Source organism: Knoellia pratensis (genome assembly GCF_042666395.1).
Classification (GTDB): domain Bacteria; phylum Actinomycetota; class Actinomycetes; order Actinomycetales; family Dermatophilaceae; genus Knoellia; species Knoellia pratensis.
In genome coordinates this window covers 33,076-54,380 of sequence record NZ_JBHTDJ010000001.1, presented here as the reverse complement: position 1 = coordinate 54,380, position 21,305 = coordinate 33,076, and the positions used below count along the sequence as shown (strand labels likewise).

22 protein-coding genes and 2 tRNA genes are annotated in these 21,305 nt (G+C 69.4%); 13 read left to right on the top strand and 11 right to left on the bottom strand.

Going from position 1 to position 21,305, the window contains the following annotated elements; all coding sequences use genetic code 11:
* Positions 1 to 84: 84 nt before the first annotated feature.
* The 3 genes from ACFQRE_RS00270 to ACFQRE_RS00260 are packed head-to-tail and all read right to left on the bottom strand — an operon-like array spanning position 85 to position 2,794.
* Complete coding sequence (locus ACFQRE_RS00270) at positions 85 to 588, bottom strand: hypothetical protein (protein ID WP_380117586.1); 504 nt, start codon at positions 586 to 588, stop codon at positions 85 to 87.
* The gene (locus ACFQRE_RS00265; RefSeq protein ID WP_380117584.1) at positions 585 to 1,217 is read right to left on the bottom strand and encodes an RNA polymerase sigma factor; all 633 of its coding nucleotides are present in this window, start codon (positions 1,215 to 1,217) and stop codon (positions 585 to 587) included. The genes ACFQRE_RS00270 and ACFQRE_RS00265 overlap by 4 nt, the downstream gene beginning before the upstream one ends.
* Positions 1,214 to 2,794: a S8/S53 family peptidase gene (locus tag ACFQRE_RS00260; RefSeq protein WP_380117582.1), complete on the bottom strand. Its 1,581-nt coding sequence runs from the start codon at positions 2,792 to 2,794 to the stop codon at positions 1,214 to 1,216. The genes ACFQRE_RS00265 and ACFQRE_RS00260 overlap by 4 nt, the downstream gene beginning before the upstream one ends.
* A 248-nt stretch (positions 2,795 to 3,042) precedes the next feature.
* Between ACFQRE_RS00260 and ACFQRE_RS00255 the strand changes: the two genes are divergently transcribed.
* From ACFQRE_RS00255 to ACFQRE_RS00240, 4 genes are read left to right on the top strand one after another with little or no spacing between them, the layout of a single operon-like run.
* Complete coding sequence (locus tag ACFQRE_RS00255; RefSeq protein WP_380117580.1) at positions 3,043 to 4,500, top strand: hypothetical protein; 1,458 nt, start codon at positions 3,043 to 3,045, stop codon at positions 4,498 to 4,500.
* 2 nt (positions 4,501 to 4,502) lie between these two features.
* Complete coding sequence (locus tag ACFQRE_RS00250) at positions 4,503 to 5,441, top strand: phosphotransferase family protein (RefSeq protein ID WP_380117578.1); 939 nt, start codon at positions 4,503 to 4,505, stop codon at positions 5,439 to 5,441.
* On the top strand, positions 5,438 to 6,337 hold the full coding sequence (locus ACFQRE_RS00245) for a T3SS effector HopA1 family protein (protein WP_380117576.1): 900 nt from the start codon (positions 5,438 to 5,440) through the stop codon (positions 6,335 to 6,337). Before ACFQRE_RS00250 ends, ACFQRE_RS00245 begins: the two co-directional genes overlap by 4 nt.
* Positions 6,334 to 7,662, top strand: coding sequence for a lanthionine synthetase LanC family protein (locus tag ACFQRE_RS00240; RefSeq protein WP_380117574.1), 1,329 nt, complete (start codon positions 6,334 to 6,336; stop codon positions 7,660 to 7,662). Before ACFQRE_RS00245 ends, ACFQRE_RS00240 begins: the two co-directional genes overlap by 4 nt.
* On the opposite strand, the gene ACFQRE_RS00235 is transcribed toward ACFQRE_RS00240, so the two are convergent.
* Positions 7,612 to 7,962: a protoporphyrinogen oxidase gene (locus ACFQRE_RS00235; RefSeq protein ID WP_380117572.1), complete on the bottom strand. Its 351-nt coding sequence runs from the start codon at positions 7,960 to 7,962 to the stop codon at positions 7,612 to 7,614. The two genes, ACFQRE_RS00240 and ACFQRE_RS00235, sit on opposite strands and share 51 nt — an antisense overlap.
* 123 nt (positions 7,963 to 8,085) lie before the next feature.
* Between ACFQRE_RS00235 and ACFQRE_RS00230 the strand changes: the two genes are divergently transcribed.
* Positions 8,086 to 8,173, top strand: a tRNA-Ser gene (locus tag ACFQRE_RS00230).
* Between the two features lie 66 nt (positions 8,174 to 8,239).
* Here the strand turns inward: ACFQRE_RS00230 and ACFQRE_RS00225 are convergent.
* Positions 8,240 to 9,262 carry a LacI family DNA-binding transcriptional regulator gene (locus ACFQRE_RS00225; RefSeq protein ID WP_380117570.1) on the bottom strand — a complete coding sequence of 341 codons (1,023 nt, stop codon included), beginning with the start codon at positions 9,260 to 9,262 and terminating at the stop codon, positions 8,240 to 8,242.
* A gap of 143 nt (positions 9,263 to 9,405) precedes the next feature.
* On the opposite strand from ACFQRE_RS00225, the gene ACFQRE_RS00220 reads away from it, so the two are divergent.
* The 5 genes from ACFQRE_RS00220 to ACFQRE_RS00200 all read left to right on the top strand — a co-directional run bounded on the left by ACFQRE_RS00220 (position 9,406) and on the right by ACFQRE_RS00200 (position 14,564).
* Positions 9,406 to 10,500, top strand: a complete 1,095-nt coding sequence (locus ACFQRE_RS00220; protein ID WP_380117568.1) for a substrate-binding domain-containing protein — start codon at positions 9,406 to 9,408, stop codon at positions 10,498 to 10,500.
* A 2-nt stretch (positions 10,501 to 10,502) separates the two neighbouring features.
* A complete protein-coding gene (locus ACFQRE_RS00215) occupies positions 10,503 to 11,525 on the top strand; it encodes an ABC transporter permease (RefSeq protein WP_380117566.1) in 1,023 nt (340 codons plus the stop codon).
* Positions 11,522 to 12,364 carry an ATP-binding cassette domain-containing protein gene (locus ACFQRE_RS00210; protein WP_380117564.1) on the top strand — a complete coding sequence of 281 codons (843 nt, stop codon included), beginning with the start codon at positions 11,522 to 11,524 and terminating at the stop codon, positions 12,362 to 12,364. Before ACFQRE_RS00215 ends, ACFQRE_RS00210 begins: the two co-directional genes overlap by 4 nt.
* Positions 12,361 to 12,750, top strand: coding sequence for a universal stress protein (locus ACFQRE_RS00205; protein WP_380117562.1), 390 nt, complete (start codon positions 12,361 to 12,363; stop codon positions 12,748 to 12,750). The genes ACFQRE_RS00210 and ACFQRE_RS00205 overlap by 4 nt, the downstream gene beginning before the upstream one ends.
* Before the next feature lie 278 nt (positions 12,751 to 13,028).
* Positions 13,029 to 14,564 (top strand): LCP family protein, encoded by a 1,536-nt coding sequence (locus ACFQRE_RS00200; protein WP_380117560.1) that lies wholly within the window; start codon positions 13,029 to 13,031, stop codon positions 14,562 to 14,564.
* Between the two features lie 16 nt (positions 14,565 to 14,580).
* Here the strand turns inward: ACFQRE_RS00200 and ACFQRE_RS00195 are convergent, their stop codons facing one another.
* From ACFQRE_RS00195 to ACFQRE_RS00185, 3 genes are all read right to left on the bottom strand, one after another.
* Positions 14,581 to 15,108, bottom strand: coding sequence for a methylated-DNA--[protein]-cysteine S-methyltransferase (locus tag ACFQRE_RS00195; RefSeq protein WP_380117558.1), 528 nt, complete (start codon positions 15,106 to 15,108; stop codon positions 14,581 to 14,583).
* 50 nt (positions 15,109 to 15,158) lie between these two features.
* Positions 15,159 to 15,368 carry a hypothetical protein gene (locus ACFQRE_RS00190; protein ID WP_380117556.1) on the bottom strand — a complete coding sequence of 70 codons (210 nt, stop codon included), beginning with the start codon at positions 15,366 to 15,368 and terminating at the stop codon, positions 15,159 to 15,161.
* A 71-nt stretch (positions 15,369 to 15,439) separates the two neighbouring features.
* Positions 15,440 to 15,528, bottom strand: a tRNA-Ser gene (locus ACFQRE_RS00185).
* A 110-nt stretch (positions 15,529 to 15,638) separates the two neighbouring features.
* Here ACFQRE_RS00185 and ACFQRE_RS00180 point away from each other — a divergent pair.
* Positions 15,639 to 16,175, top strand: a complete 537-nt coding sequence (locus tag ACFQRE_RS00180; protein ID WP_380117554.1) for a hypothetical protein — start codon at positions 15,639 to 15,641, stop codon at positions 16,173 to 16,175.
* On the opposite strand, the gene ACFQRE_RS00175 is transcribed toward ACFQRE_RS00180, so the two are convergent.
* Both ACFQRE_RS00175 and ACFQRE_RS00170 read right to left on the bottom strand, forming a co-directional pair.
* Positions 16,092 to 17,366, bottom strand: coding sequence for a glycosyltransferase (locus ACFQRE_RS00175; RefSeq protein WP_380117552.1), 1,275 nt, complete (start codon positions 17,364 to 17,366; stop codon positions 16,092 to 16,094). The genes ACFQRE_RS00180 and ACFQRE_RS00175 overlap by 84 nt on opposite strands.
* Positions 17,363 to 19,501 (bottom strand): ArnT family glycosyltransferase, encoded by a 2,139-nt coding sequence (locus ACFQRE_RS00170; RefSeq protein WP_380117550.1) that lies wholly within the window; start codon positions 19,499 to 19,501, stop codon positions 17,363 to 17,365. The genes ACFQRE_RS00175 and ACFQRE_RS00170 overlap by 4 nt, the downstream gene beginning before the upstream one ends.
* A gap of 149 nt (positions 19,502 to 19,650) precedes the next feature.
* Here ACFQRE_RS00170 and ACFQRE_RS00165 point away from each other — a divergent pair, with 149 nt between their 5' ends.
* The gene (locus ACFQRE_RS00165; protein ID WP_380117548.1) at positions 19,651 to 20,271 is read left to right on the top strand and encodes a ClpP family protease; all 621 of its coding nucleotides are present in this window, start codon (positions 19,651 to 19,653) and stop codon (positions 20,269 to 20,271) included.
* Positions 20,268 to 20,876, top strand: a complete 609-nt coding sequence (locus tag ACFQRE_RS00160; protein ID WP_380117546.1) for a ClpP family protease — start codon at positions 20,268 to 20,270, stop codon at positions 20,874 to 20,876. The genes ACFQRE_RS00165 and ACFQRE_RS00160 overlap by 4 nt, the downstream gene beginning before the upstream one ends.
* 45 nt (positions 20,877 to 20,921) lie before the next feature.
* Here the strand turns inward: ACFQRE_RS00160 and ACFQRE_RS00155 are convergent, their stop codons facing one another.
* The gene (locus ACFQRE_RS00155; RefSeq protein ID WP_380117544.1) at positions 20,922 to 21,299 is read right to left on the bottom strand and encodes a helix-turn-helix domain-containing protein; all 378 of its coding nucleotides are present in this window, start codon (positions 21,297 to 21,299) and stop codon (positions 20,922 to 20,924) included.
* Between the last annotated feature and the right edge of the window lie 6 nt (positions 21,300 to 21,305).

The following is a 21,305-nucleotide window of genomic DNA, read 5'->3' as shown; positions in this document are numbered from 1 at the left end:
TCGCCGGTAGTGACCGGCAGTGTTCTCTGACCGGCCCCGGGCGTGGAGTTCGCGAGCTGCGTCGAGTGTCGTCGAGACGTCCTCTCAGATCTCGATCCCCGGCGTGATGACCGGGCGGGCGCCCGGCTCATCGGTCCGCCGGATGACGAGGTGCACGGTGCCGTGTTCGACCCGCTCGAAGACGAAACGTCCCTCGTCGTCGGAGGTCGCCTCCTGGGTGCGCGAGCGCTCGCGGAGCTCCACGTCTGCGCCGGGTGCCGTGACCCAGCCACGCACCCGGGTGAGGTCGTTCCCCACGGGCTCGAGCGTCACCATGATGCTCAGGCCGGCGCTCTCGAAGGTGACCGTCGATGCGCGGTCGTACTCCGTGGTGCGGGTGGCACCAGCCAAGGCGCTGTCGTTCATGAGGTGGGCGATCTCGGCCTCCAGGCTGGCCACCGTCATCGCGAACTTCACGCGTTCGGTGAGGTCGACCGGAACGGGGTCGGTGAGTTCGAGGTGCGTGCGGATGAGCGCGAGGGTGCGTTCGTCGGTGGGGTCGAACGGCTGCGCGGCGAGGGCCTCGTCGCGGTTCTGGGGGGCGTTCATGCCGTCACCTCCCACGTCGGGTCGGACATGAGGGCCGACCGTAGTTTCGCCAGACAGCGACCGCGGGTTGGTCCGATGCTGCCGACGGGGATGCCGAGCGCAGCGCTCACGACCCCGTAGTCCGGGCGGTCGACGAAGGCCACGAGGCGGAGCAGCTGCTGGCAGCGCTCGGGCAGGCTCTCGACGTGACGCCAGACGGTCCGTGCCGACTCGGCGTCCTCGGTGGCCAGCACCGGGTCGATGACCGGGGCGGGCCCCGTCGGGTCGGTCGGTGGGGATTCCTCCCACGGCTCCTGGGGCACTGTCCGGCGCCCGCGTCGCACGGAGCTCCAGGCCTCCCGCTTCGTGGTCATGAGCAGCCACTGGAGCACCGCCTGCGGATCGCTGATGTCGTCCGTGTGCTCGACGAGCCGCAGCCAGGTCGTCTGCACGACGTCCTCGGCGGTCGCGGCGTCGGCACCCTGCGATCGGGCGGTGTGCCAGAGCAGCGGCGTCACCTTGTCGACCAGGCCAGCCATGGCACTCGAGTCGCCGGAACGATGCAGCGAGAAGGCCTTTGCCGCGGTGGCCGCGAGACTGGGAGCGGTGTGTCCGGCGCGATCCGTCCGCTCCACCCTGCCGGCGTTCATGGCCGATCCTCGATGGCCTTTGCCGCGGACCCAAGAGCTGCAGCAACGATCTCGCGGGCCCGCTCACTGCGCTTGTCAGCCGGAGCAGATTGGTCGGTCCCAAGCCGTGAGGCGATGTCACCGGCGAGGGCCGGTGCGGCGAAGGACGTCCCGCTCCACAGACCGAAACCACCGCTGTAGTCGTCGGAGTCGGGGGCACCACGGGTGGGCACCTTGGGCAAGACGGCCGGATTGGCCTGCCGGAGCAGTTCGCTGTGGCGGGACGCGTTGAACGTGGTCGGCATGGTGCTCACGACCGAGGTCGCGGCAGCGTAGGCCAGCACCCACGCCCCGGTGTTGGAGTAGATGGACACCGTGCGGCGGTCGGGGTTGAGCGCGCCGACGCTGACCATCGGTGCGCCCGTCGTGATCTGGGAGGCCAGGGCCGCAGGGTAGAACTCGACGTCGGTCGCGTCGTTGCCGACCGCCGCCACGATCGTCACCCCGAGCTCGGCAAGACCCCGCAGGACCCGGAAGAGGGCCTGCTCGTCGTCGAAGGCTCCCGGGGTCTCGTGCCGGTAGCCGAGGGAGAGGGTTACGACGTCGATCGCTGAACTCGGATCGCCGTCCGCGCGGAGTGCAAGCTCCTGGCGCAGACACAGACCGGCGAGGGCCTGCACCACCTGAGTCTCATCGGCGACCCCGTCACCCCACATCACCGGAACCGAGAGGATCGTGACGTCCGGGCAGTGCTGGCGCACCACTCCGGCGATGAAGGTGCCGTGACCCGCGAGCGGGTCGAGCTGACCGTTGACAAGGTCGATCGTCACGCCGTCGTCCTCGTGAGGCATTCCGAGGGGCTCGGGCAGGCGCTCCGCACCGTCGCCCTCGACGAACCATTCGTGCTCCCCCAGTCCGGTGTCGAGTGTCGCGACCACGGGGCCGCCCTTGGATCGCGCCGGAGGCGGAGCCGACCAGACCACCGGGATGCGGTCGCCCGGACCGAAACCGACGCCCTGACCCCAGCCCACGCCCTGACCCCAACCGACGCCCTGACCCCAGCCGACGCCTTGACCCCAGCCCACACCCTGACCCCAACCGACGCCCTGACCCCAGCCGCTGGCGGTCATGACGTGGGACAGGCCGATGCCGGCCACGGCGGCCTGATCGGCTGCCCGCGCTGCCTGCAGCACCTCCCATGCGTCCACGGGGGTGGTGGAAACCCGGCGATCCCGGTCGCCCTCGTCGAGCGGGATGAGGCGCACCACCGTGTGCCCGACCTTGTCGAGCAGGTCGAGCAGTTCGTTCCTGGTCGCGAAGGTGAGGGACGGATCGTCCTGGGGCACGACGGCATACCCACGTTCTTTGGCAACACCCTCGAGGACCCCGAGTCCGCGGTCCGCGGAGCGCCCCACGATGCCGGGGACGATCAGAACGTCTCCGATGTATGCCGTGGGCTCGGGCATCGCGTCACCCGTGACCCTTGCGGCAGTGGCCGGGTCGAGGACCCGCGCCCCAAGACGTCGCACAGCAGTGTCGGGGATGAAGAGGGGCGGGATGCGTCGCGGTTTCTGCTCGCGACGGTCGTCATGTGCCATGTGGATGCTCCGTGAGCTCGCTGCTGAACCCCGTCGGCTGGTGCCGTCGACTCAGCGTAGGGACTGGTCCGGTCACAGGGAAAGGAGTTCTGGGGAGCGATCCAGATACACGTTTGCCAGAACTTCTTCTGCGGACCTTCTCGGCCGCCAAAACTTTGGGCCAGGACGTATCTGGCAGGGGCAGGCGCACTCCTTGTCTGCGTCGGGGCCGCGCAGGGGCGGCTCCGCATCACCTCTAGGAGCACGCCATGGCAACACAGCACGAACAGGCCGCACAGCGCGCGGCCATCAGGCCGGTGAAGGAGTCCGTCGAGGACCAGCTCATCGCCAAGCCGGGAGTCGTCGCCGTCGACATCGCGGAAAAGGAGACCGACGGCAAGAAGACCGGCGAGCTGAGCATCGTCGTCTTCGTCGAGCAGAAGAAGCCGACGTCCAAGCTTGCCAAGGGTGCTGTGATCCCCAAGGAGATCGACGGCATCAAGACCGACGTCCAAGAGCTCGTCATCGAGCTGCAACCGGCCTACCGCCAGCTCGTCGACGGGGAGTTGCAGGTCGACCCGGCCGACTACCCGACCTTGGCCGGTGGCATCGGCATCGGGCCGCGTCGCAGTGTCTTCCTCTCTCCGCCGGACGTACCCGCGCCCGGCAACTATGTCTTTGTCGGCACCCTCGGCGCGATGGTTCGTGACCGGGCCAGCGGGGCCACCATGGCGCTGACGAACTTCCACGTCGCCTGCGTCAACAACACGTGGAGCGTCGGCGACCGCCAGGTCCAGCCGTCCCTCGTGGACGGTGGCGCACCGACGGGAGAGTTCGGGTCGTTGACGCGAGCAGTCCTCTCCGAGAACGTCGATGGCTCCGTCATCACGGTCGACACGACCGAGCCCTGGACCGCCACGGTCACGGGCGTGGGTGATGTCGCCGGCAGCACGCCGGCCACCGTCGGCATGGCCGTGCAGAAGCGCGGACGCACCACCGAGCACACCTTCGGAACCGTCGCGTCGACCGACTTCACCGTCACCATCAACTACGGCAGTGACGTGGGGTCGCAGACGCTCCGCCACCAGATCCGTATCGACACCGACACGGCGCGCAACCCGCGCTTCTCGGACCACGGTGACTCCGGGTCGGTCGTCCTCGACAACTCGCGCAACGTCGTCGGGCTCCTCTTCGCCGGCAGCAACGACGGGTCGATGACCTTCGCGAACCCGGTGCAGGCCGTCCTCGACGAACTCGGCGTGGACCTGCTCGTCCCGGCTGTCGTGCCGATCACGCGACCCATCAGCACCTGTCTCAACTCGCGCATCGTCATCTGCCTCAAGACGCGCGTCGACCTCAGCTGTCCGACGATCAAGACCAGGATCCCGGCCCTGTGCCCGACGCTGGTCACGAAGCCGGCGATCTGCGACTTCATCACGCGACCGGCGACGTGCGACGTCACTCGAATCCCGATCTGCGACCTCCAGTACACGCGGCCGGGCTGCAACCTGCCGACCCGTGCCTGTGGTGGCGACTGGGAGCGACCCCCGATTGAGGAGTGGTTCCGCGGTGGTGGCGGCGGCTATGGAGCGTCCGCTGCCGAGATCGAGTCCGCGGCCGACGAGGCCTACTGGGGCGGCTACCTTGCCGCCCTCGAGGAGATCGACGCACTCGACTCAGAAGGATCCGGCGGCCCCGGGTCCGGCACCCCTGGCGGAGGGGCCTGACCGTGGCTTCCTCCCCCAGCCTGCTCGGTGCGGCCGTCCGTCACGGGCTCGTGCCCGTGGCGGACGTCCGCGCCGGACGGGTCCGCGTGCGCGCGGTGTCGCGCAGCAACGCTGTGCACGTCATCGAGCACGAGGGTGCCCCCGTGGGCTACGTCAAGCAGGCCGGGGCAGCCGCCCGCCTCGACGGTGACGACACCGTCGCGGTCGAGGCGGCACTCCTGGGCGCGATCGCGCCCCTCCAGCTCGCACCGACCCCGATCCTTCAGGGGGGATCGGGGTCGGTGTGGATGACTCCACTGCCCGGTGTGGAGCTTGCGACGGTCCACGACCCGGCGGTTCTCCGGCCGGCTGCAGTCGACCTGGGCCGTGCCCTGGCACGGTTGCACTGCCACCAGGTCGCCGAGGGGGGCGGGGGTGCGGGAGTTCCGGACGCCCCACGCCCGTGGCCGCTGCTCGACCGGCTCCCGACGTCGATGGAGGGCGGGGAGCAGCGCGCCGAAACCCGCCCGATCCTCGACACTCTTGCCGAACCCACGGTCCGGCGAACCCTCGATGCGGCGCGCAGGCAGTGGCGCCCCACGCACCTCATCCACGGCGACGTCTCGCCCGGCAACGTCATCGTGCGGATCTCGCCGTCGGGGGACGTGCGAGTGGGGCTGGTCGACTTCGAGCTCGGCGGGAAGGGTTGTCCGGACATGGATCTGGCCTCCGCGGCGGCCCTGCTCGGCGAGCTCTCGCCGGTCGGGGACGACCTTGCCAAGCTCTGCCTCGATGCTTACTGGGCCGCGTGTGGACCCGCTGCGGTGACCGCACCGTGGCGGTGCGTGCGCGCTCTGCTCACGGCCTGGCAGGTCGCGCTCACCCACGGTGAGGACGGGGCTCCCGACGTGACCCGTCTCCTGGCGCGGGCCGTCGCGGCAGCCTCGGAGGTCACGCCATGAGCGCATGGCGGCGCGACCACGCCGATCAATTGCTCGCGGCATACGCCGTCCTTCGTCACGAATCCGACGACTGCGCACCCGCCGAACTGCTCTACCGCCAGTGGTATGCCGTCGGCTCGCCTCACACTTCCGCGTCCCGTCGCTGGGATCCGCCGGCCGCTTCGGCTGCCCGGGCGGCCCACCGCGGCCTGTCCGACTGGGCCGGGGACGAGGTCGAGGTGCTCGCGACGGGCATCGCCGGAGTCGTCGTCGTGGCGACAGCGCGCGGTCGAAGGGCACTGTGTCGTGGGGAGTACGTCACGACGAGCGGTCGCCCCGGCTTCCCGCCCCGGGTCGGGGACAGGGTGCGCTGCCCGCGCCGGCTCGGTGCCGTTGTCCAGGATGGGTGGTGGCGCACGTGGGGGGCTGGGTGGGATCCGCAACACCACCCGGATCCGCTCGTGCGCGTCTACCTCCGGCCCCTTCCCGGAGCTGGGGCACCGCTCGTCCATGCCGTGACCAGCGTTCTCGCAGAGGCAGATTCGTGGCTGCTCAAGTTGGCACCCACGCCCGAAGGGCTCGCCCGCCCCGATGCCGTCGTCACCTACATCGCCGGCCCAACGCGCGAGATGGACCGCGACAGCGTGGTGGCCGCCGTGGTCGGACTCACCGGTGGGACGCCGCCCCCGCTCACCGAACGCCTCGCCGACGGCGTCGCGTGGGCCGATGATCCCGGGACGGGAGAAAGCTTCGGTGAGGTGCGCTGTGCGGCGATCGCGGCGGCATACGCGGGTCTGCAAGGCAACGCACTCACCGAAGGGGTGTGGCTCGACGCTGTCGCGGCCGAGTTCGGTCGTCGCGGACTCGACCCCGCTGGCCCGCACCGATCGCCCTTGACCGCTGGGGTGTCGCCATGAGCGCCGCCACGAACGACCGAGAGCTTGGGAGCGCCATGTCGACAGGCCCAGGTTCACAGGATCGCGAGCGGGTGCTCGATGCCGCCCACCGGTGCGTCGATCTCCTCGTGCGGACTGCGGTCATCGACCGGGCGGGTCCGACGTGGCCAGCGTGGGAGCTCGGCGCTGACGGCCACGCCATGGGGGTGGTCGCGGGGCGACGCTCCCTCTATGACGGCGATGCCGGGGTGGTGTGGGCTCTGACCCATCTCGGCACCGCCCTTCACCGCCCGGACGCGAGTGAGCTCGCCGCGTCCGGAGCCCGAACACTCCTGCAGGCGCGCCCCACCGACCGGGACGCGCCTGCAGGTCTCCTCGTGGGGGAGGCAGGTGTGGACGTCCTGGCCCGTGCGGGGGATCGGGTCGCGGCCGGATGGTCCGGGGGCAGCGACCTCACCGACGGTCTTGCCGGGATCCTGCTCTCGCTGGCCCGAGTCCGCCGCCACGGGAGTCACGCGGCCAGCATCGTCGCCGAGTTGCGCCACCGTTCGCGCGAGGAGGGGTGGGGTCGCAGCTGGCCCGACCCGCGGCTGCCGGGCGAGTCCGGCCGGCCCCTGTGCGGTCTGGCCCACGGCGCGTCAGGGATCGCGTGGGCGTTGGTCGAGGCGGCCGTCGTGTGGCCTCGAGTCGCGCCGGCGGCCCTCGAGCTCGCAGGCGAGGCGCTGGCGTGGGAGTCGTCCTGGTCGGATCCGGCCCGCGGCGGGTGGCCCGACCTGCGCGAGGGAGACGTGACCTGGCCCGACCTGTGGTGCCATGGCGCGGCGGGGGCCGGTGCGGTCAGGCTGCGCATCCTCGAACTCGCGGCCGCGGGTCTCGAGGTGCCGTGGTCGCTCGACACGACCCGGGCCGAGGCCGAGATGGCCGTGCAGAGGTGCGGAGCTGCCATGCACGAGGCGACCGACCGGGCGGTGTCACACGGGGTGGATGCTGTCGCTGGGGGTTGGACGCTCTGTCACGGGGTCGGCGGACCTGCGGGCGTCGTCGCGCTCGCGGCGGACGTCTTCGGGGTACCTGAACACCGCGAAGGCGCCGTCGCAGCTGCCGCTGCCCAGGTCCGGGTCGCGCCGACCGACCCCGAGGAGTGGCCGTCCGGGCTGCAGGGCGCCGACGGGGACGTCTCGCTCGCCACGGGTGTCGCGGGCACCGCGATGCTGCTCGCCGACCTGGCCCGGCCCGGGACCGTGCCTTCGCTCGTGCTGCTCGGCCTCGGGGGCGTCAGGCCGAGGGGTGAAGCGTCAGCGCTTGGTGGCCGTGGCCCAGGGGTCGTCGCCGCGGGTCGTGGGTGACGCCACCCACGGGTCGCCAGCGGTGGAGCGGTCGCGCCCGTTGCTGACCTGGGAAGGGATGGTCCTGGAGGCGCGCAGCTTCTCGCTCGTTGCCTTGGCGGCGTCCGCCACGAAGTCGGCGACGACGGGGGCGGCCTTGGTGCGGGCGCTCTCCTTGACGGCAGCGACCTGCTTCTGGACGGGCTTGCTCTGCCAGACCTTGCCCGAGACCTTCTTGATCTGGGCATAACGCTGCTTGCCGGCGCGAGCGCCGAGGACGTAGCCAGCCGTGAGGCCGACGATGAAGCTCAACTTGGGCATGGGGAGTGTCCCTTCCGTTCAGGCCCCCCCGACCCTACCTGTCGGAAGCGGGAGTCCGGGTTCCGCATCCGGGGCACTCCCGGCATACCCTGTCTCTCGGTCATCGGTCATGCCGATGCGCCTGGCGGGTTCGCATAGTGGCCTAGTGCAGTCGCCTTGAAAGCGACCAGAGTGAGAGCTCTCGTGGGTTCAAATCCCACACCCGCCGCCACATGTGTGGCGGCTACTGCACCGTAGGTGGGGTGATCGCCCCTCCTACGGTGCGGTAGGTCGAGCTTCAGCCAGGTGGGATCTCGCCGGAGCCGCGCACGACGAGCGTCGGCTCGACGACGATGCGTTGCGGTGGCGACGTGTCGCCGTCGAGGCGGGCCATGAGCAGGTCGGCGGTGAGTCGGCCGATGCGACCGACGTCCTGACGAACGACGGTGAGAGCCGGCGTCACGAGGTCGGCGAGCGGGAAGTCGTCGAAGCCCACGAGCGCCACGGAATCGCTGAGGCCACGCTGCCTCAGAGCCCGGACCGCGCCCTGGGTGAGGTCGTTGCGTCCGGCGAAGACCGCGGTCGGCGGCTTCGCGAGATCGAGCAGGTGGAGCACCGCAGCCTCGGCGGCCCCGGGTCCACGCAGTCCCGAGACAGCCAGGCTGTCATCGGGGTGTATGCCGCGCGCCCGGAACGCTTCGACGAAGCCGTCGCGTCGGTTGCGAGCGGTGTAGATCTCACCGAGGTCGGTGAGGCACGCGATGCGTCGATGCCCTTGCGAGAGAAGGTGTTCGACGCCCATCTGCGCGCCCTCGAAGTTCTCGACGGTGACGGAGTCTGCAGCCACTCCGCGGGGTTCGCGGTCGACGAAGACCACCGGCAATCCGGCTCGTACCTCCGACGACAGGTAGTCCTGCCGGTCGGTGGATGGCATGAGCACGAGCCCGTCGACGCGCCGGGTCACGAGGTTGTGGACGAGGGATCGTTCGCGAGCTGGCTCCTCGTCGAGACTGGCCGCGAGGATGGCTGTCCCACGGTCACGAGCCGCGTCCTCGAGCGAGCGGAGCAGCGCGGCGGAAAAACTGTTGCTGACGTCCTGGAGGAGGGCGCCGATGAGGCCGCTGCGACCCTTGCCGCGACGCAGGTTGCTCGCGCCGAGGTTGTGCCGGTAGTCCAGGCGCCCTACGGCGTCCTGGACTCGGGCCCGCACGCCATCGGCGACTCCGGGCTCGGCGTTGACGACCCTGGAAACGGTCTTGATGCTCACGCCTGCCAGGGCCGCGACATCGCGCATCGTCGCGCGTCCACCTTGGTCACTCATGGTGACCGGCAGTGGGCGCCGACGCTGACAACGATGTCACGGACATGTACCGAGTTCTACGCTATCCCTTGACCTGAGCGCAAGAGAGGCGTATTAATGGCTTTGACAACGTTGTCATCGGACACTCAAAGGAGAGTTACCTCATGCGCATTCCCCCTCGTGCATCCCGCGCCCTCGTCTGTGCGGTGGCCGCATCGACGGCCCTCGGTCTCGGAGCCTGCAACCGCTCGAGCGATTCGGACAGTGGTAGCACCGGCGGCGAGGCCGCGGTCGGCGTCGCCCTCATCACCAAGGACTCGACCAACCCGTTCTTCGTCGCCATGCAGCAAGGTGGCAAGGCCGACGCGACGAAGAACAACGTCAAGCTCACCATCGCCTCCGGCAAGCAGGAGGGTGACGACCAGGGCCAGATCACCGCCATCGAGGACGCCATCGCCCGTGGCGACAAGGGCATCCTCATCACCCCGATGAGCACCGGCGTCAACGCCGCCATGAAGAAGGCCCGCGACGCCGGTCTCTTCGTCATCGCCCTCGACACCCCGCCCGACCCGGCCGACACGGTCGACATCACCTTCGCCACCGACAACCGTCAGGCCGGCAAGCTCATCGGCCAGTGGGCCGCGGCGCAGGTCGCAGGCAAGCCGGCCACGATCGCCCTCATCGACCTCTTCAGCGACAAGATCGTCTCGGTCGACTACAACCGCGACCAGGGCTTCCTCGAGGGGATGGGCATCGACGTCGCCGACGGCAAGAAGAACGGTGACGAGGCCAAGACCGGCAAGTACACCGCGGCCGGTGGCGGCGACTACACCATCGTCTGCAACGAGGCCGGCAACGGCGAGGAGGCAGGTGGCCGTTCGGCCATGGAGAAGTGCCTCGCCAAGAACCCCGGCATCAACGTCGTCTACACGATCAACGAGCCGACCGCTGTCGGCGCCAACGCCGCCCTCAAGGCTGCAGGCAAGACGGCCACGATCGTCTCGGTCGACGGTGGCTGCGCGGGCGTCGGGTCGGTCAAGAGCGGGGTCATCGGGGCCACCGCCCAGCAGTATCCGCTGAAGATGGCAACGCTCGGCATGGAGGCCATCGCCAAGATCGCTCGCGGTGGCGAGAAGCCGAAGCCCAGTGAGGGCCTCGACTTCTTCGACACCGGTGTCGCGCTGGTCTCCGACAAGAAGGTTGATGGCGTCGAGAGCATCACCGCCGACGAGGGCTCCAAGATCTGCTGGGGCAAGTGACCATGAGTGCCGACGTCACGTCTGCTGCCGCCGAGTTCGCTCGGCGGCAGCAGTCGCCGGTGCAGAGGCTGCAGCACCAGCTCCACGGCAAGCCGTGGCTGAGCCCGCTCTTCCTCCTGCTCGTCGCGTTCCTCGTGTTCTTCGTCGCGACGCCGACCTTCCTCACGGCGAACTCGATGGGCATCCTGCTCCAGCAGACAGCTGTTGTCGCGGCGCTTGCCGTCGGGCAGACCCTGGTGATCCTCACCGCCGGCATCGACCTCTCGGTCGGCGCGATCATGGTGTTGTCGATGATGGTCATGGGCACCTTGTCTCGGGACGACGGTATGCCGGGCATCCTCGCCATCCTCATCGGCGTCGCCCTGGCCACGGCGGCTGGGTTCCTCAACGGCTTCCTGGTCACCCGGATCAACCTCCCGCCGTTCATCGTGACCCTGGGGACGCTGAGCATCTTCACGGCGATCGCGCTCCTCTATTCGGGTGGCTCGAGCATCCAGGCCGACAGCATGCCGGACATCCTCAACTTCCTCGGTGAGGGATTCGGGATCGGTCAGTTCCGGCTCACGTGGGGGATCGTTGTCGTCATCCTCCTGTATGTGGTGATGGGCTTCGTCCTGTCGCAGACCGCGTGGGGCCGCTATGTGTATGCCGTCGGCGACGACGCCGAGTCGGCTCGCCTCTCCGGCGTCCCGAGCAAGCGGATGCTGCTCGCGGTCTACACCGTGGCCGGTCTCATCTACGGCATTGCCGCCTGGATCCTCATCGGACGTGCCGGCGCTGCGACGCCGAACGCCGCTCCGGACGCCAACCTGGCCAGCATCACCGCCGTCGTCATCGGTGGCACGAGCCTGTTCGGCGGACGCGGACGGCTCGTGGGGACGCTCATCGGTGCCCTCATCGTCCAGACGTTCGCGTTCGGGCTCTCCCAGATGGGAGTCGACCAGCAGTGGCGCGTGCTCGCCACCGGTGTCCTCGTCATCGTCGCGGTCGCCATCGACCAGTGGATCAGGAAGGTGAAGGCATGAGCACCACCACATCCGACCTCGAGGTCGCCCACGGCGGCGTCCCCGTGGGCAAGGAGCACATCTACGAGCAGGACCCGGTGCTCTCGGCCCGGAACCTCGTCATCACCTTCGGCCGAGTGGTCGGACTCGACGGTGTCGACCTCGACCTGTACCCGGGCGAGGTGCTCGCGGTCATCGGCGACAACGGTGCCGGCAAGTCGACCCTCATCAAGTGCCTCACCGGGGCCTATGTCCCGGACTCGGGGACGATCACGCTGAACGGCCAACCGGTGGCGTTCAAGAAGCCGCAGGACTCGCGAGAAGCCGGTATCGAGACGGTGTATCAACAGCTTGCGGTCATCCCGGCGCTCGACATTGCGAGCAACCTCTACCTCGCCCGCGAGGAGCGGCGCAAGGGCCCCCTGGGGTCGGTGCTGCGGATGCTCGACAAGAAGGGCATGGAGCGCCGGGCCGGCGAGTCGGTCCAGAACCTCGGCATCCAGACGATCCAGAACATGTCCCAGGCCGTCGAGACGCTCTCCGGTGGTCAGCGCCAGGCGGTGGCCGTGGCCCGTGCCGCGGCGTTCGGCAGCAAGGTCATCGTCCTCGACGAGCCCACCGCTGCCCTGGGCGTCAAGGAGTCCGGCATGGTGCTGAACATGGTCAAGCAGCTGCGCGACAAGGGGCTGTCGGTCATCCTCATCTCGCACAACATGCCGCAGGTGTGGGAGGTCGCCGACCGGATCCACATCCAGCGGCTCGGTGGTCGGGCCGGGGTCATCACCCCCGATTCCCACGACATGGGTGAGGGCGTGGCAATCATGACCGGCGCCACGAAGCTCAGCCAGGACGCACCGTGACCATCGTCGTCGGCTACATTCCGAGCCCTCCGGGACTCGCTGCGGTCGATGTCGCGATCGAGGAGGCCGAGCGACGTGGTTCACGGCTCGTCGTCGTGAACTCCGGGGTCCTGGGTGACTACTCCGGGCCGAGCTTCGCGGAGCCGCAGGACCTCGATGCTCTCGATGCCCAGCTCACCGAGCGAGGCATCGAGCACGAGGTCCGGCAGATGACGCGTGGCCTGGCTCCGGCCGACGAGATCCTGGCGGTCGCCGCCGAGGTCGACGCGGAGCTCATCGTCATCGGAGTTCGCAAGCGTTCACCGTTGGGCAAGCTCGTGACGGGCAGCACCGCTCAACAGGTGCTCCTCGACGCGACCTGCGCCGTCCTGGCGGTCAAGGCCTGACTTCCCTCCTTGCGTCTGCGGATGTGGTCGTTCTAGCCGCCACATCCGCAGACGCAAGGGCGACCGGACGAGAAGGCGGCGTATGCCGGGTGGTGCGCACCCGGCATACGCCGCCTTTCGTCGTTCCTTCGCTTCGTGAACACCCGGTGGTCCAGGACCCGACCCGGGCACCCCTGGGTCTCAGAGACCTCTCAGGGTGGGCCATTACACTCGGCCATCTGCGGCGTCGTACGGGGGTGGGGCGCCGCCTCATGATGCCCCCGGATGAAGAGGACTCCGTGCAGTTCGAGCCTGACGACCAGACTGGTGTCGACGACACCGAGCTGAGTCGAAGCGTCGCCCGCCGCAGAGCCGAGTGGAGGGCGGCCCTGCGCACGGGGCCTCGCGATCGTCCACGTTCCCGACGCCGACGCGTCCTCGTCATCGTGGGTGCCGTTGCGTCACTGCTCGTCATCGCCATGGTGGGGACGTATCTGAGGCTCAACGGCAACATCGACCGCATCGACGTCTCCAAGATGGTCGGCACGAACCGGCCGACGCCGGCAGGCAACCTCGCCACTGGCCCACTCAACATCCTGCTGATCGGCTCCGACGTCCGCGAGGGCGACGGCAACGAGGACTACGGCACCGGCAACTGGGAGCCGGGCCAGCACTCGGACACCAACATCGTGATGCACATCTCCGGTGACCGGAAGTCCGTGACCATGGTGTCGATCCCGCGCGACTCGATGGTCCCGTCGCCGGTGGACTGCGACGCTGCCGCGCCCACGCAGGCGTGGCGCGTCCACCAGTGGAACCAGAACTTCAACACCGGTGGCCCCGGCTGCGTGATCCGCACCCTCGAGGGCAACACCGACATCTTCATCAACCACTTCGCGGTGGTCGACTTCAGCGGCTTCAAGGACATGGTCGACGCCCTCGGTGGCGTCCCCGTCTGCACACCTGAGGCCATCGACGACCCGAAGGCCAAGTTCACGCTCTCCGCGGGCCGACACACGCTCGACGGTGAGCAGGCCCTGGGCTACGTCCGGACCCGCTACTCGGTGGGCGACGGCTCCGACATCGGCCGCATCAAGCGTCAGCAGGCCTTCCTGTCCTCGGTGGCGCAACAGGCCACGGACTCCAAACTCCTGCTGCGCCCCGACAAGCTGCTGCGCTTCCTCGGGGCGGCGACGAGCTCGCTGCAGATGGACGAGGACTTCGGCCTGGGGCCGATGAAGGACATCGCAGCCAGCGTCAAGAACATCGGCGTCGACAAGATCCAGTTCGTCACCGTGCCCACCGAGGTCTACCCCGAGGACGAGAACCGGGTCCAGTGGGCACCCGCGGCCGACGAGCTGTGGGAGGCGATCCGCACGGATCGTGACCTCAGCGCTCCGGCCCCCGCCCCCAGCCCCACCTCGACCGTCCCGCTGACCGTGACGCCCGACAAGATCCAGGTCCGGGTCGTCAACGCATCCGGGGTGTCCGGCCTGGCCAAGCAGGCAGTGGCGGCGCTGGCGGTGCAGGGCTTCGACCACCCCACGTCGGTCAACGGAGACGGTGCGGCCAAGGGCGCCACGATCGAGTTCTCCGGCGACCGCGCGGAAGCCGCCCGTACCGTCGCCGCGGCCTTCCCCGGAGCCACGGTGAAGAAGTCCGCAGTCGACCTCGGTCAGCGGATCCGGGTGACTCTCGGAGTCGGTGCGCCCGACGTCGTCGCGGTCCCCAACCGCCTCGGCACCCAACCCATCCCCACCCCGACCCTGTCGTCGACGCCGACCTCGTCGGGGACGATCCAGACCCGCAAGGCCGACGCCGACCTCTGCTCCTGAGGCCTGACTCGTACGCTCAGAAGAGCCGGGACTCGACCACCTCAGGTGGTTCCTCCAGCGCCAGGAGACGGGCCTTGCGATCCAGCCCACCGGCATACCCGGTCAGTGAACCGTCGGCACCGACGACCCGGTGACACGGGATCAGGATGCTGATGGGGTTGCGTCCCACCGCCTGCCCGACGCGCTGGGCGAGCCCGGGGTTGCCGAAGTCGCGGGCGATCGCGCCATAGGTCGTCGTCGTGCCGTGGTCGAGCGTCGCGAGGTGGTCCCACACGCGCTCCGAGAAGGCGTCCCCGTGCGTCACGGTGGGGACGGTGAACGTCGTCCGCTCGCCCCGGAGGTACTCCGCGAGCTCGCGCGCCGTGTTCTCGAAGACCGCGTCGCCGGTGGGTGAGACCTGCGGGCCGATCGCGTCCGCCGCGGGTGGGTGCCAGTGGGCGGGGAAGTAGAGGCCGGCCAGGGCGTCCCCCTCGGCCACTGCGAGGAGATCGCCCAGGTCTGTGGTCAGGGTCGTGTGGCGCCGTGGGGGCTGGGTCGTCGTCATGATGCCCATTGAACGACGCAGCACCGACGGTTGTGAGTCACGCCCGCCCCTCAGCGCCGCAGGGCGTGGAGGGCGAGCTTGACGAGGCAGAACGCGACGACCAGCAGTCCGATGCCGACCACGACCACCAGCGCCACGGTCATCAGAAGTCCTTGGTCGGGCGAACCCACCTGGCTCGTCGTGATCATCACGACCCAGGCCAGGACCAGAGTGCCGATGAGCACGCGCGGCGAGCGGGGTCGCTTGAGGAACTCGAGCATGTGCGCCAGTGTGCCGGACGAGTACGGGAAAGGCCCTGGGCGCATGAAGCTCCCAGGGCCAGTCCGGTGTGCGGAGGCGGGGGGATTTGAACCCCCGATGGGTGTGAACCCAAACCGCATTAGCAGTGCGGCGCCATAAACCGGGCTAGGCGACGCCTCCTCAGCCGGATCAGGGTAACCGTCCTGCACCGCGCCGAGCAAAGCGGCCGCCTGCAGAGGCTTCGCAGGACACAATGAGCCGCTGCCCTTGCCCTCCTCCAGGAGTCCGTCATGACCCTCACCCCGCCGTCCGCAGGCGATCCGTACCGCGTGCCTTCGGCACCTCCGGCGTATGCCGTCCCGTCCCCTCCCGCAGCCGCAGCCGACTCGCCGTGGTCGGGCCCGCCCCAGGCGCCTCCCACCGCTGGTCGTGCACACCCCTCGTGGGTGGCGTGGACGGCGTTGGCGCTCAGCGCACTGACGTTCCTCATCACGATGAGCATCGGGATCATCTATGCCGTGGAGCGACTGGGTGGGTCGGGGTCCAGCGAGGACTTCTTCTATGACGCCGGTATGCCGTCCTGGGGCTCTGTCGACCTGGCGCCTTCCGGTGCCGCGACCGAGCTCGCCCTGACCAACAGCGTGACCGAGGCTCTTGTCGACGGACTCGAAGATGGCATCCCCGTCGAAGAGGTCTTCTGTGAGCCCCTTCCCGCGCCGAAGAAGGACACGGTCGCGACCTGCTCAGCCCTGGTCGACGAGCTGGACTCGACGGTCGTGCTGTTCTTCCTTGACGACGACGGTGGGTATCTCGCCACCCTGTACTGAGGGCGGTTTCGGTGGCGCTGGGGTGGAGGTCGACGCGGACGCGAAGATCCAGGTCCGCATGAGGACGAACTTCACCGCGGTCGACAGAGCCGTCGTGATCGCCACGGCAGTGGTCTCGAGCCACGTGGGGGCTCGCGGGGCGACGCTGTGCAGCAGGCCCAGGCCCGCCGTCGTGAGGGCCAGCGAGATGACGAAGACGACGAGGGCCTGCACCTGCTGTCGCCCGGCACCTTCACGTCCGCGCAGGCCGAACGTCCAGTGCCGGTTCCAGGACGTGTTGGCGATCGTGGCAACCAGCAGGGCGAGGGCGTTGGCGAGGGTGGCCGACGCCAGGCCTTGTCGCAGGAGGGCGAAGAGCCCCAGGTGGAACACCGTCGAGGCGACGCCGATCACCGCGAAACTGGCGGCCTGACGCGCGACGCGAGCACCCGGCATACGCCGGCCCATCTTTTCCGCGATGGCGGCGACGGGCGCGGACGACGCCGAGAGGGTGCGACGCATTCGCCATACTCCGCGCAGGTCGTCGCGCGCGGTGCTGACGACGTCGACGCGGCTGTCGGGGTCGTCGTACCAGTCGACGGGTACCTCGTGGATGCGCAGCTGGGCGCGTTCGGCCAGGATGAGGAGCTCCGTGTCGAAGAACCACGTCGGGTCCTCGACGAGCGGCAGGAGCTCGCGCGCCACATCGCCGCGGATGGCCTTGAAGCCGCACTGGGCATCGGTGAACCGGGCACGGAGCGCTACGCGCAGGACGAGGTTGTAGCAGCGCGAGATCACCTCACGCTGGGCGCCGCGCACGACCCGGGAACCCCGGGCCAGACGGGACCCGATGGCGACGTCCGAGTGGCCTGACATGAGCGGTGCGACGAGCGGCCACAGTGCGTCGAGGTCGGTCGACAGGTCGACGTCCATGTAGGCGAGGACGAGAGCGTCAGAACTGAGCCACGCCTGCTTCAGGGCGCGACCGCGACCCTTCTCGGTGAGGTGGAGGGCTCGGACGCCCGGCAGCTCGGTGGTGAGCGCCTGCGCGGTCGCCCACGTCGCGTCCGTGCTCGCGTTGTCGGCGATCGTGATCCGGAACGGGTAGGGGAAGGTCGCGACGAGGTGCGCATGGAGTCGGCGCACGCACGCCCCGACCGTGCCCTGCTCGTTGAAGACCGGGATGACGACGTCGAGGACGGTGGTGGTCATACCGTCGTCGCCGTGCTGGTGGTGGATCCGGTCGTCGTCGCGCTCCCTGCCGGCGCCGTGAGGTCGTAGAACGTCGTGCCGCCGATGGTGACGGCGGTGAAGTTCGCCTGGACCCACGCGGAGATCTCGGAGGCGGTGCCGCTGCCGCTGCCGCTGCCGCCCATGCCACCGCCTCCCCGGCCGTCGCCGTTGCCGCTGGACGCGAAGTAGTGGATGAGGCCCTGGTCGACGTACTCCTGGAACTGCACCAGCGTCGGGCTCGGGTCGGACCCGTTGAACCCACCGAGCGCCATGACGGGCAGGCCGGAGCCGAGCTGGAGCCCTGCGGCGCTCTGCGAGCCGATGGCGGCTGCCACCCAGCGGTAGTTGCTCGCGCCCTCGGACAGTGCTGCGACGACCTCGGTGCTCGGGGTGCTGGCGTCGAGCAGACCGCCCATCCCGCCACCACCGGTCGGTGCGCCGCCTCCGCCGGGCAGAGTGGGCATCGTCCCGCCGGGCAGGGTGGGCATCGTGCCGCCCGGCATGCCGCCGCCTCCGGGCCCGCCCATGCCGCCGGTGCTCGGGCCCGCAGTGATGATCGATCCGGTGTAGCTCGTGCCCACGGTCGTGACGCTGTATGCCGCGGGGCCGGCGAGCGCTGCGATGAGTGCGGTTGCGATGACGGCCGGGACGGCGCGGCGGTGGAGCCGATCGAGGATGAGGAAGCCGAGGGCCGCGGTGATGCCGAGGGCAAGAACGCTGACCCGCAACCAGTCGCCGTATGCCGTGGTGCGGCTCAGCAGGACGAAGCTCCAGATCGCTGCGGCGAGGGTTGCGAGCGAAAGGGCTCCGACGCCGAGCCAGGAGTTGCGGCGCTCCCAGGCCTCGGCGGAGCCCATGCCGACGAGTGCGGCGACGACGGGAGCGAGGGCGACGGTGTAGTACTCGTGGAAGATGCCAGCCATGAGCGAGAAGGTGAGCATCGTGACGACGAGCCAGCCGCCCCAGACGATGTAGCCGGCCCGACGGATGTCGGTGCGAGGCGCCCGGCCGCGCAGCCAGAGGCCGACGGCGAGCAGGATGATGGCGCTCGGGATGAGCCAGGAGATCTGGCCACCGATGCTGCTGCTGAACATGCGGCCGAGACCCGTTGAGCCCCAACCGTTCCCGCCGCCGACGGAGCCGGTCTCCTCGCCGTTGATGCGGCCGAGCCCGTTGTAGCCGAAGGTGAGCTCGAGGAAGGAGTTCGTCTGGCTGCCCCCGATGTAGGGGCGCTTGCTCGCGGGGATGAGCTCGACGATGGCGACCCACCAACCGGCCGAGAGCAGCATCGTGCCGACGCCCGCGGCCGCACCGACGATGCGGCGGCGCAGGGTGGTGTCGGCGGCGACGAGGTAGGCGATGCCGAAGAACGGCACGACGAGGAGGACCTGGAGGGTCTTGGTGAGGAAGCCGAGGCCGATGAAGACACCGGCGAGGGCCATCCAGCGGGCCGAGCCGCGCTCGATGGACCGCATCGTCGCCCAGGCGCCGAGCGCCATGAGGAGGACGAGCAGGGCATCAGGGTTGTTGAACCGGAACATGAGGACGGCGACGGGGGTGAGCGCCATGACGGCGCCGGCGATGAGCCCGGCCGGAGCGCCCCACCAGCGGCGCACGGTCGCGTAGACGACACCGACGGTCGCGACGCCCATGAGGACTTCGGGGAACAGGATCGCGAACGAGCTCAACCCGAACACGCGGACGCTGAGCGCCATCACCCACAGGGCTGCGGGCGGCTTGTCCACCGTGATCGAGTTGCCCGCGTCCGAGGACCCGAAGAAGAACGCCTTCCACGACTCGCTCCCGGCCTGGACGGCCGCCGAGTAGAAGCTGTTGGCCCAGCCGTTGCTCGTGAGCCCGTAGGTGTAGAGCACCGCAGTCACGGCCAACAGCACCAGCAGCGCGGGTCGAGCCCACCTGGGGTCCTCGGCGTTCCCGCGGACGAACCGCTGGAGGCGCGAGGTCCGGGCGTGCGGGCTCCCCGTGGGTGTGCTCGCGTAGGGCTCGGTGGCCGGGCTGGCCGGGCTGGCCGGGCTGGCCGGGCTGGCCGAACTGGTCGAGCTGGGCGAGGGGGAGGAGCCAGCGGGGCCGGGGGAGAAGGTCATCGCGTTCATGGCTCCACCGTCGAGCCGCCGGCTGTGCCGCTGCTGTGACGCTCCTGTTGCAGGGGAGTGAGCGCCGGCTTTGCTCGGGCTGCTCAGAGCAGCGCTGCCCCGGGCAGCCCTGGCTTCCGTAGCGGTCGTGGGCCCCCCATCGTGGATGCATGACGCAAACGACCACCCCTTCCGCCCACGGGCTCGACCAGGAGCTCTATCGGGCGTTGTTCGAGCGCCGGACGCTTCTCCTCGGCGAACCTCTCGAGGACTGGAACAGCAACCGTCTGTGCAACGCGCTCCTCGTGCTGTCCGCAAACAGCCCGACTGAGGACATCAGGTTGCTCATCAACTCCCCGGGCGGGTCCGTGCCAGGGATGCTGGCCATCCGCGACACGATGCGGATGATCTCCAACGACGTGGCAACCATCAACGTGGGGATGGCCTACAGCGCTGGCCAGTTCCTGCTGTCGGCCGGGACGAAGGGGAGGCGCTACGCGATGCCGCATTCCAAGGTTCTGCTCCATCAGGGTTCTGCCGGCATCGGCGGCACCGCGATGGACATCGCGATCCAGGCAGACGACCTACGACACACACGGGACACGGTTCTGAGCTGCATCGCGGAGGACACCGGACAGCCGTTCGCGCAGGTGGAGGAGGACTCTCGTCGGGATCGTTGGTTCACGGCGGAGCAGGCCATGGCCTACGGATTCATCGACGGCATCGTGAGCTCGATCGATGACGTCCTGCCGACGCGTCGAGGTCCCATGGGATTGGGCGTCGGTCGATGAGCACCTACGCAATCCCCTACGTCACGACCCGCACTTCTGCGGGGGAGCGGACCGTGGACATCTACAGTCGCCTGCTCGCCGAGCGGATCATCTACCTCGGCACAGGCATCGATGACGGGGTCGCCAACGCCGTCATCGCCCAGCTGCTGCACCTCGAGAACGAGAACCCGGACCGGCCCGTCTCCCTCTACATCAACTCACCCGGTGGTTCGATCCCTGCGACGCTCGCGATCTATGACGCCATGCAGTTCGTGCGCCCGCGCGTGGAGACCACGTGCGTCGGGCAGGCAGTCGCGACCGCAGCAGTGCTCCTGGCCGGAGGCGACGCGGGCTATCGGACGATCCTTCCGCACGCGAGAGTCGTCATCCATGCTCCGGCCGCGGAAGGGCGGGGCACGATCCCCGACCTCATTCTCGAAGCCGATGAGGTCGAGAGGGTGCGGGCCCTGCAGGAGGCGATTCTCGCCGCGCACACCGGGCGCACACCGGACCAGCTGCGCATCGACATGGAGCGAGACCTCATCCTTGCCCCGGAGGCGGCCGTGGACTACGGCGTCGTGGACTCCGTGATCAGCTCTCGCGCCGCCGCCCCCATGGCCTCGTGACGCGGCCCGCTGTTGGGACAGCCGAGATGAGGGCGGGTCGGGCGGCTACGCGGCCAGGCAGAGGGGAGTGCCGGGGTCGGTGGGGGCCGCCCGCAGGTGGCGGGCCGCTCGCCCGGTGAGGTCGGCGACCGGCAGATCGAGAGCACCCGCCAGTGCATCGAGGATCTCGGACGAGGGATCCTTGAGCCCTCGCTCGATCTCGGACAGATACTGGGGCGACACGCCTGCCCGTCCGGCGACGTCGCTGATGCGGGCCCGCCGGGCCTGACGCTCCGTGCGCAGCTGTTGGCCGAGCATCTGCCGCCACAGCGGGGCTGCCGCCTGAGGGCTGGGCCGACGCTCCCGTGTGCCCTTGTCACCGCTCGTGCTCGATCTGGGCCGCGAAGGCCCACCTGAGGGGAAGAGAGGAACCACGTTGGCCATGCTCTG

Bases quoted from the DNA above. Each gene is read 5' to 3' on its own strand.
- ACFQRE_RS00270 (WP_380117586.1), bottom strand. From the start codon at position 588: ATGAACGCCCCCCAGAACCGCGACGAGGCCCTCGCCGCGCAGCCGTTC.
- ACFQRE_RS00265 (WP_380117584.1), bottom strand. From the start codon at position 1,217: ATGAACGCCGGCAGGGTGGAGCGGACGGATCGCGCCGGACACACCGCT.
- ACFQRE_RS00260 (WP_380117582.1), bottom strand. From the start codon at position 2,794: ATGGCACATGACGACCGTCGCGAGCAGAAACCGCGACGCATCCCGCCC.
- ACFQRE_RS00255 (WP_380117580.1), top strand. From the start codon at position 3,043: ATGGCAACACAGCACGAACAGGCCGCACAGCGCGCGGCCATCAGGCCG.
- ACFQRE_RS00245 (WP_380117576.1), top strand. From the start codon at position 5,438: ATGAGCGCATGGCGGCGCGACCACGCCGATCAATTGCTCGCGGCATAC.
- ACFQRE_RS00240 (WP_380117574.1), top strand. From the start codon at position 6,334: ATGAGCGCCGCCACGAACGACCGAGAGCTTGGGAGCGCCATGTCGACA.
- ACFQRE_RS00235 (WP_380117572.1), bottom strand. From the start codon at position 7,962: ATGCCCAAGTTGAGCTTCATCGTCGGCCTCACGGCTGGCTACGTCCTC.
- ACFQRE_RS00225 (WP_380117570.1), bottom strand. From the start codon at position 9,262: ATGAGTGACCAAGGTGGACGCGCGACGATGCGCGATGTCGCGGCCCTG.
- ACFQRE_RS00220 (WP_380117568.1), top strand. From the start codon at position 9,406: ATGCGCATTCCCCCTCGTGCATCCCGCGCCCTCGTCTGTGCGGTGGCC.
- ACFQRE_RS00215 (WP_380117566.1), top strand. From the start codon at position 10,503: ATGAGTGCCGACGTCACGTCTGCTGCCGCCGAGTTCGCTCGGCGGCAG.
- ACFQRE_RS00210 (WP_380117564.1), top strand. From the start codon at position 11,522: ATGAGCACCACCACATCCGACCTCGAGGTCGCCCACGGCGGCGTCCCC.
- ACFQRE_RS00195 (WP_380117558.1), bottom strand. From the start codon at position 15,108: ATGACGACGACCCAGCCCCCACGGCGCCACACGACCCTGACCACAGAC.
- ACFQRE_RS00190 (WP_380117556.1), bottom strand. From the start codon at position 15,368: ATGCTCGAGTTCCTCAAGCGACCCCGCTCGCCGCGCGTGCTCATCGGC.
- ACFQRE_RS00180 (WP_380117554.1), top strand. From the start codon at position 15,639: ATGACCCTCACCCCGCCGTCCGCAGGCGATCCGTACCGCGTGCCTTCG.
- ACFQRE_RS00175 (WP_380117552.1), bottom strand. From the start codon at position 17,366: ATGACCACCACCGTCCTCGACGTCGTCATCCCGGTCTTCAACGAGCAG.
- ACFQRE_RS00170 (WP_380117550.1), bottom strand. From the start codon at position 19,501: ATGAACGCGATGACCTTCTCCCCCGGCCCCGCTGGCTCCTCCCCCTCG.
- ACFQRE_RS00165 (WP_380117548.1), top strand. From the start codon at position 19,651: ATGACGCAAACGACCACCCCTTCCGCCCACGGGCTCGACCAGGAGCTC.
- ACFQRE_RS00160 (WP_380117546.1), top strand. From the start codon at position 20,268: ATGAGCACCTACGCAATCCCCTACGTCACGACCCGCACTTCTGCGGGG.
- ACFQRE_RS00155 (WP_380117544.1), bottom strand. From the start codon at position 21,299: ATGGCCAACGTGGTTCCTCTCTTCCCCTCAGGTGGGCCTTCGCGGCCC.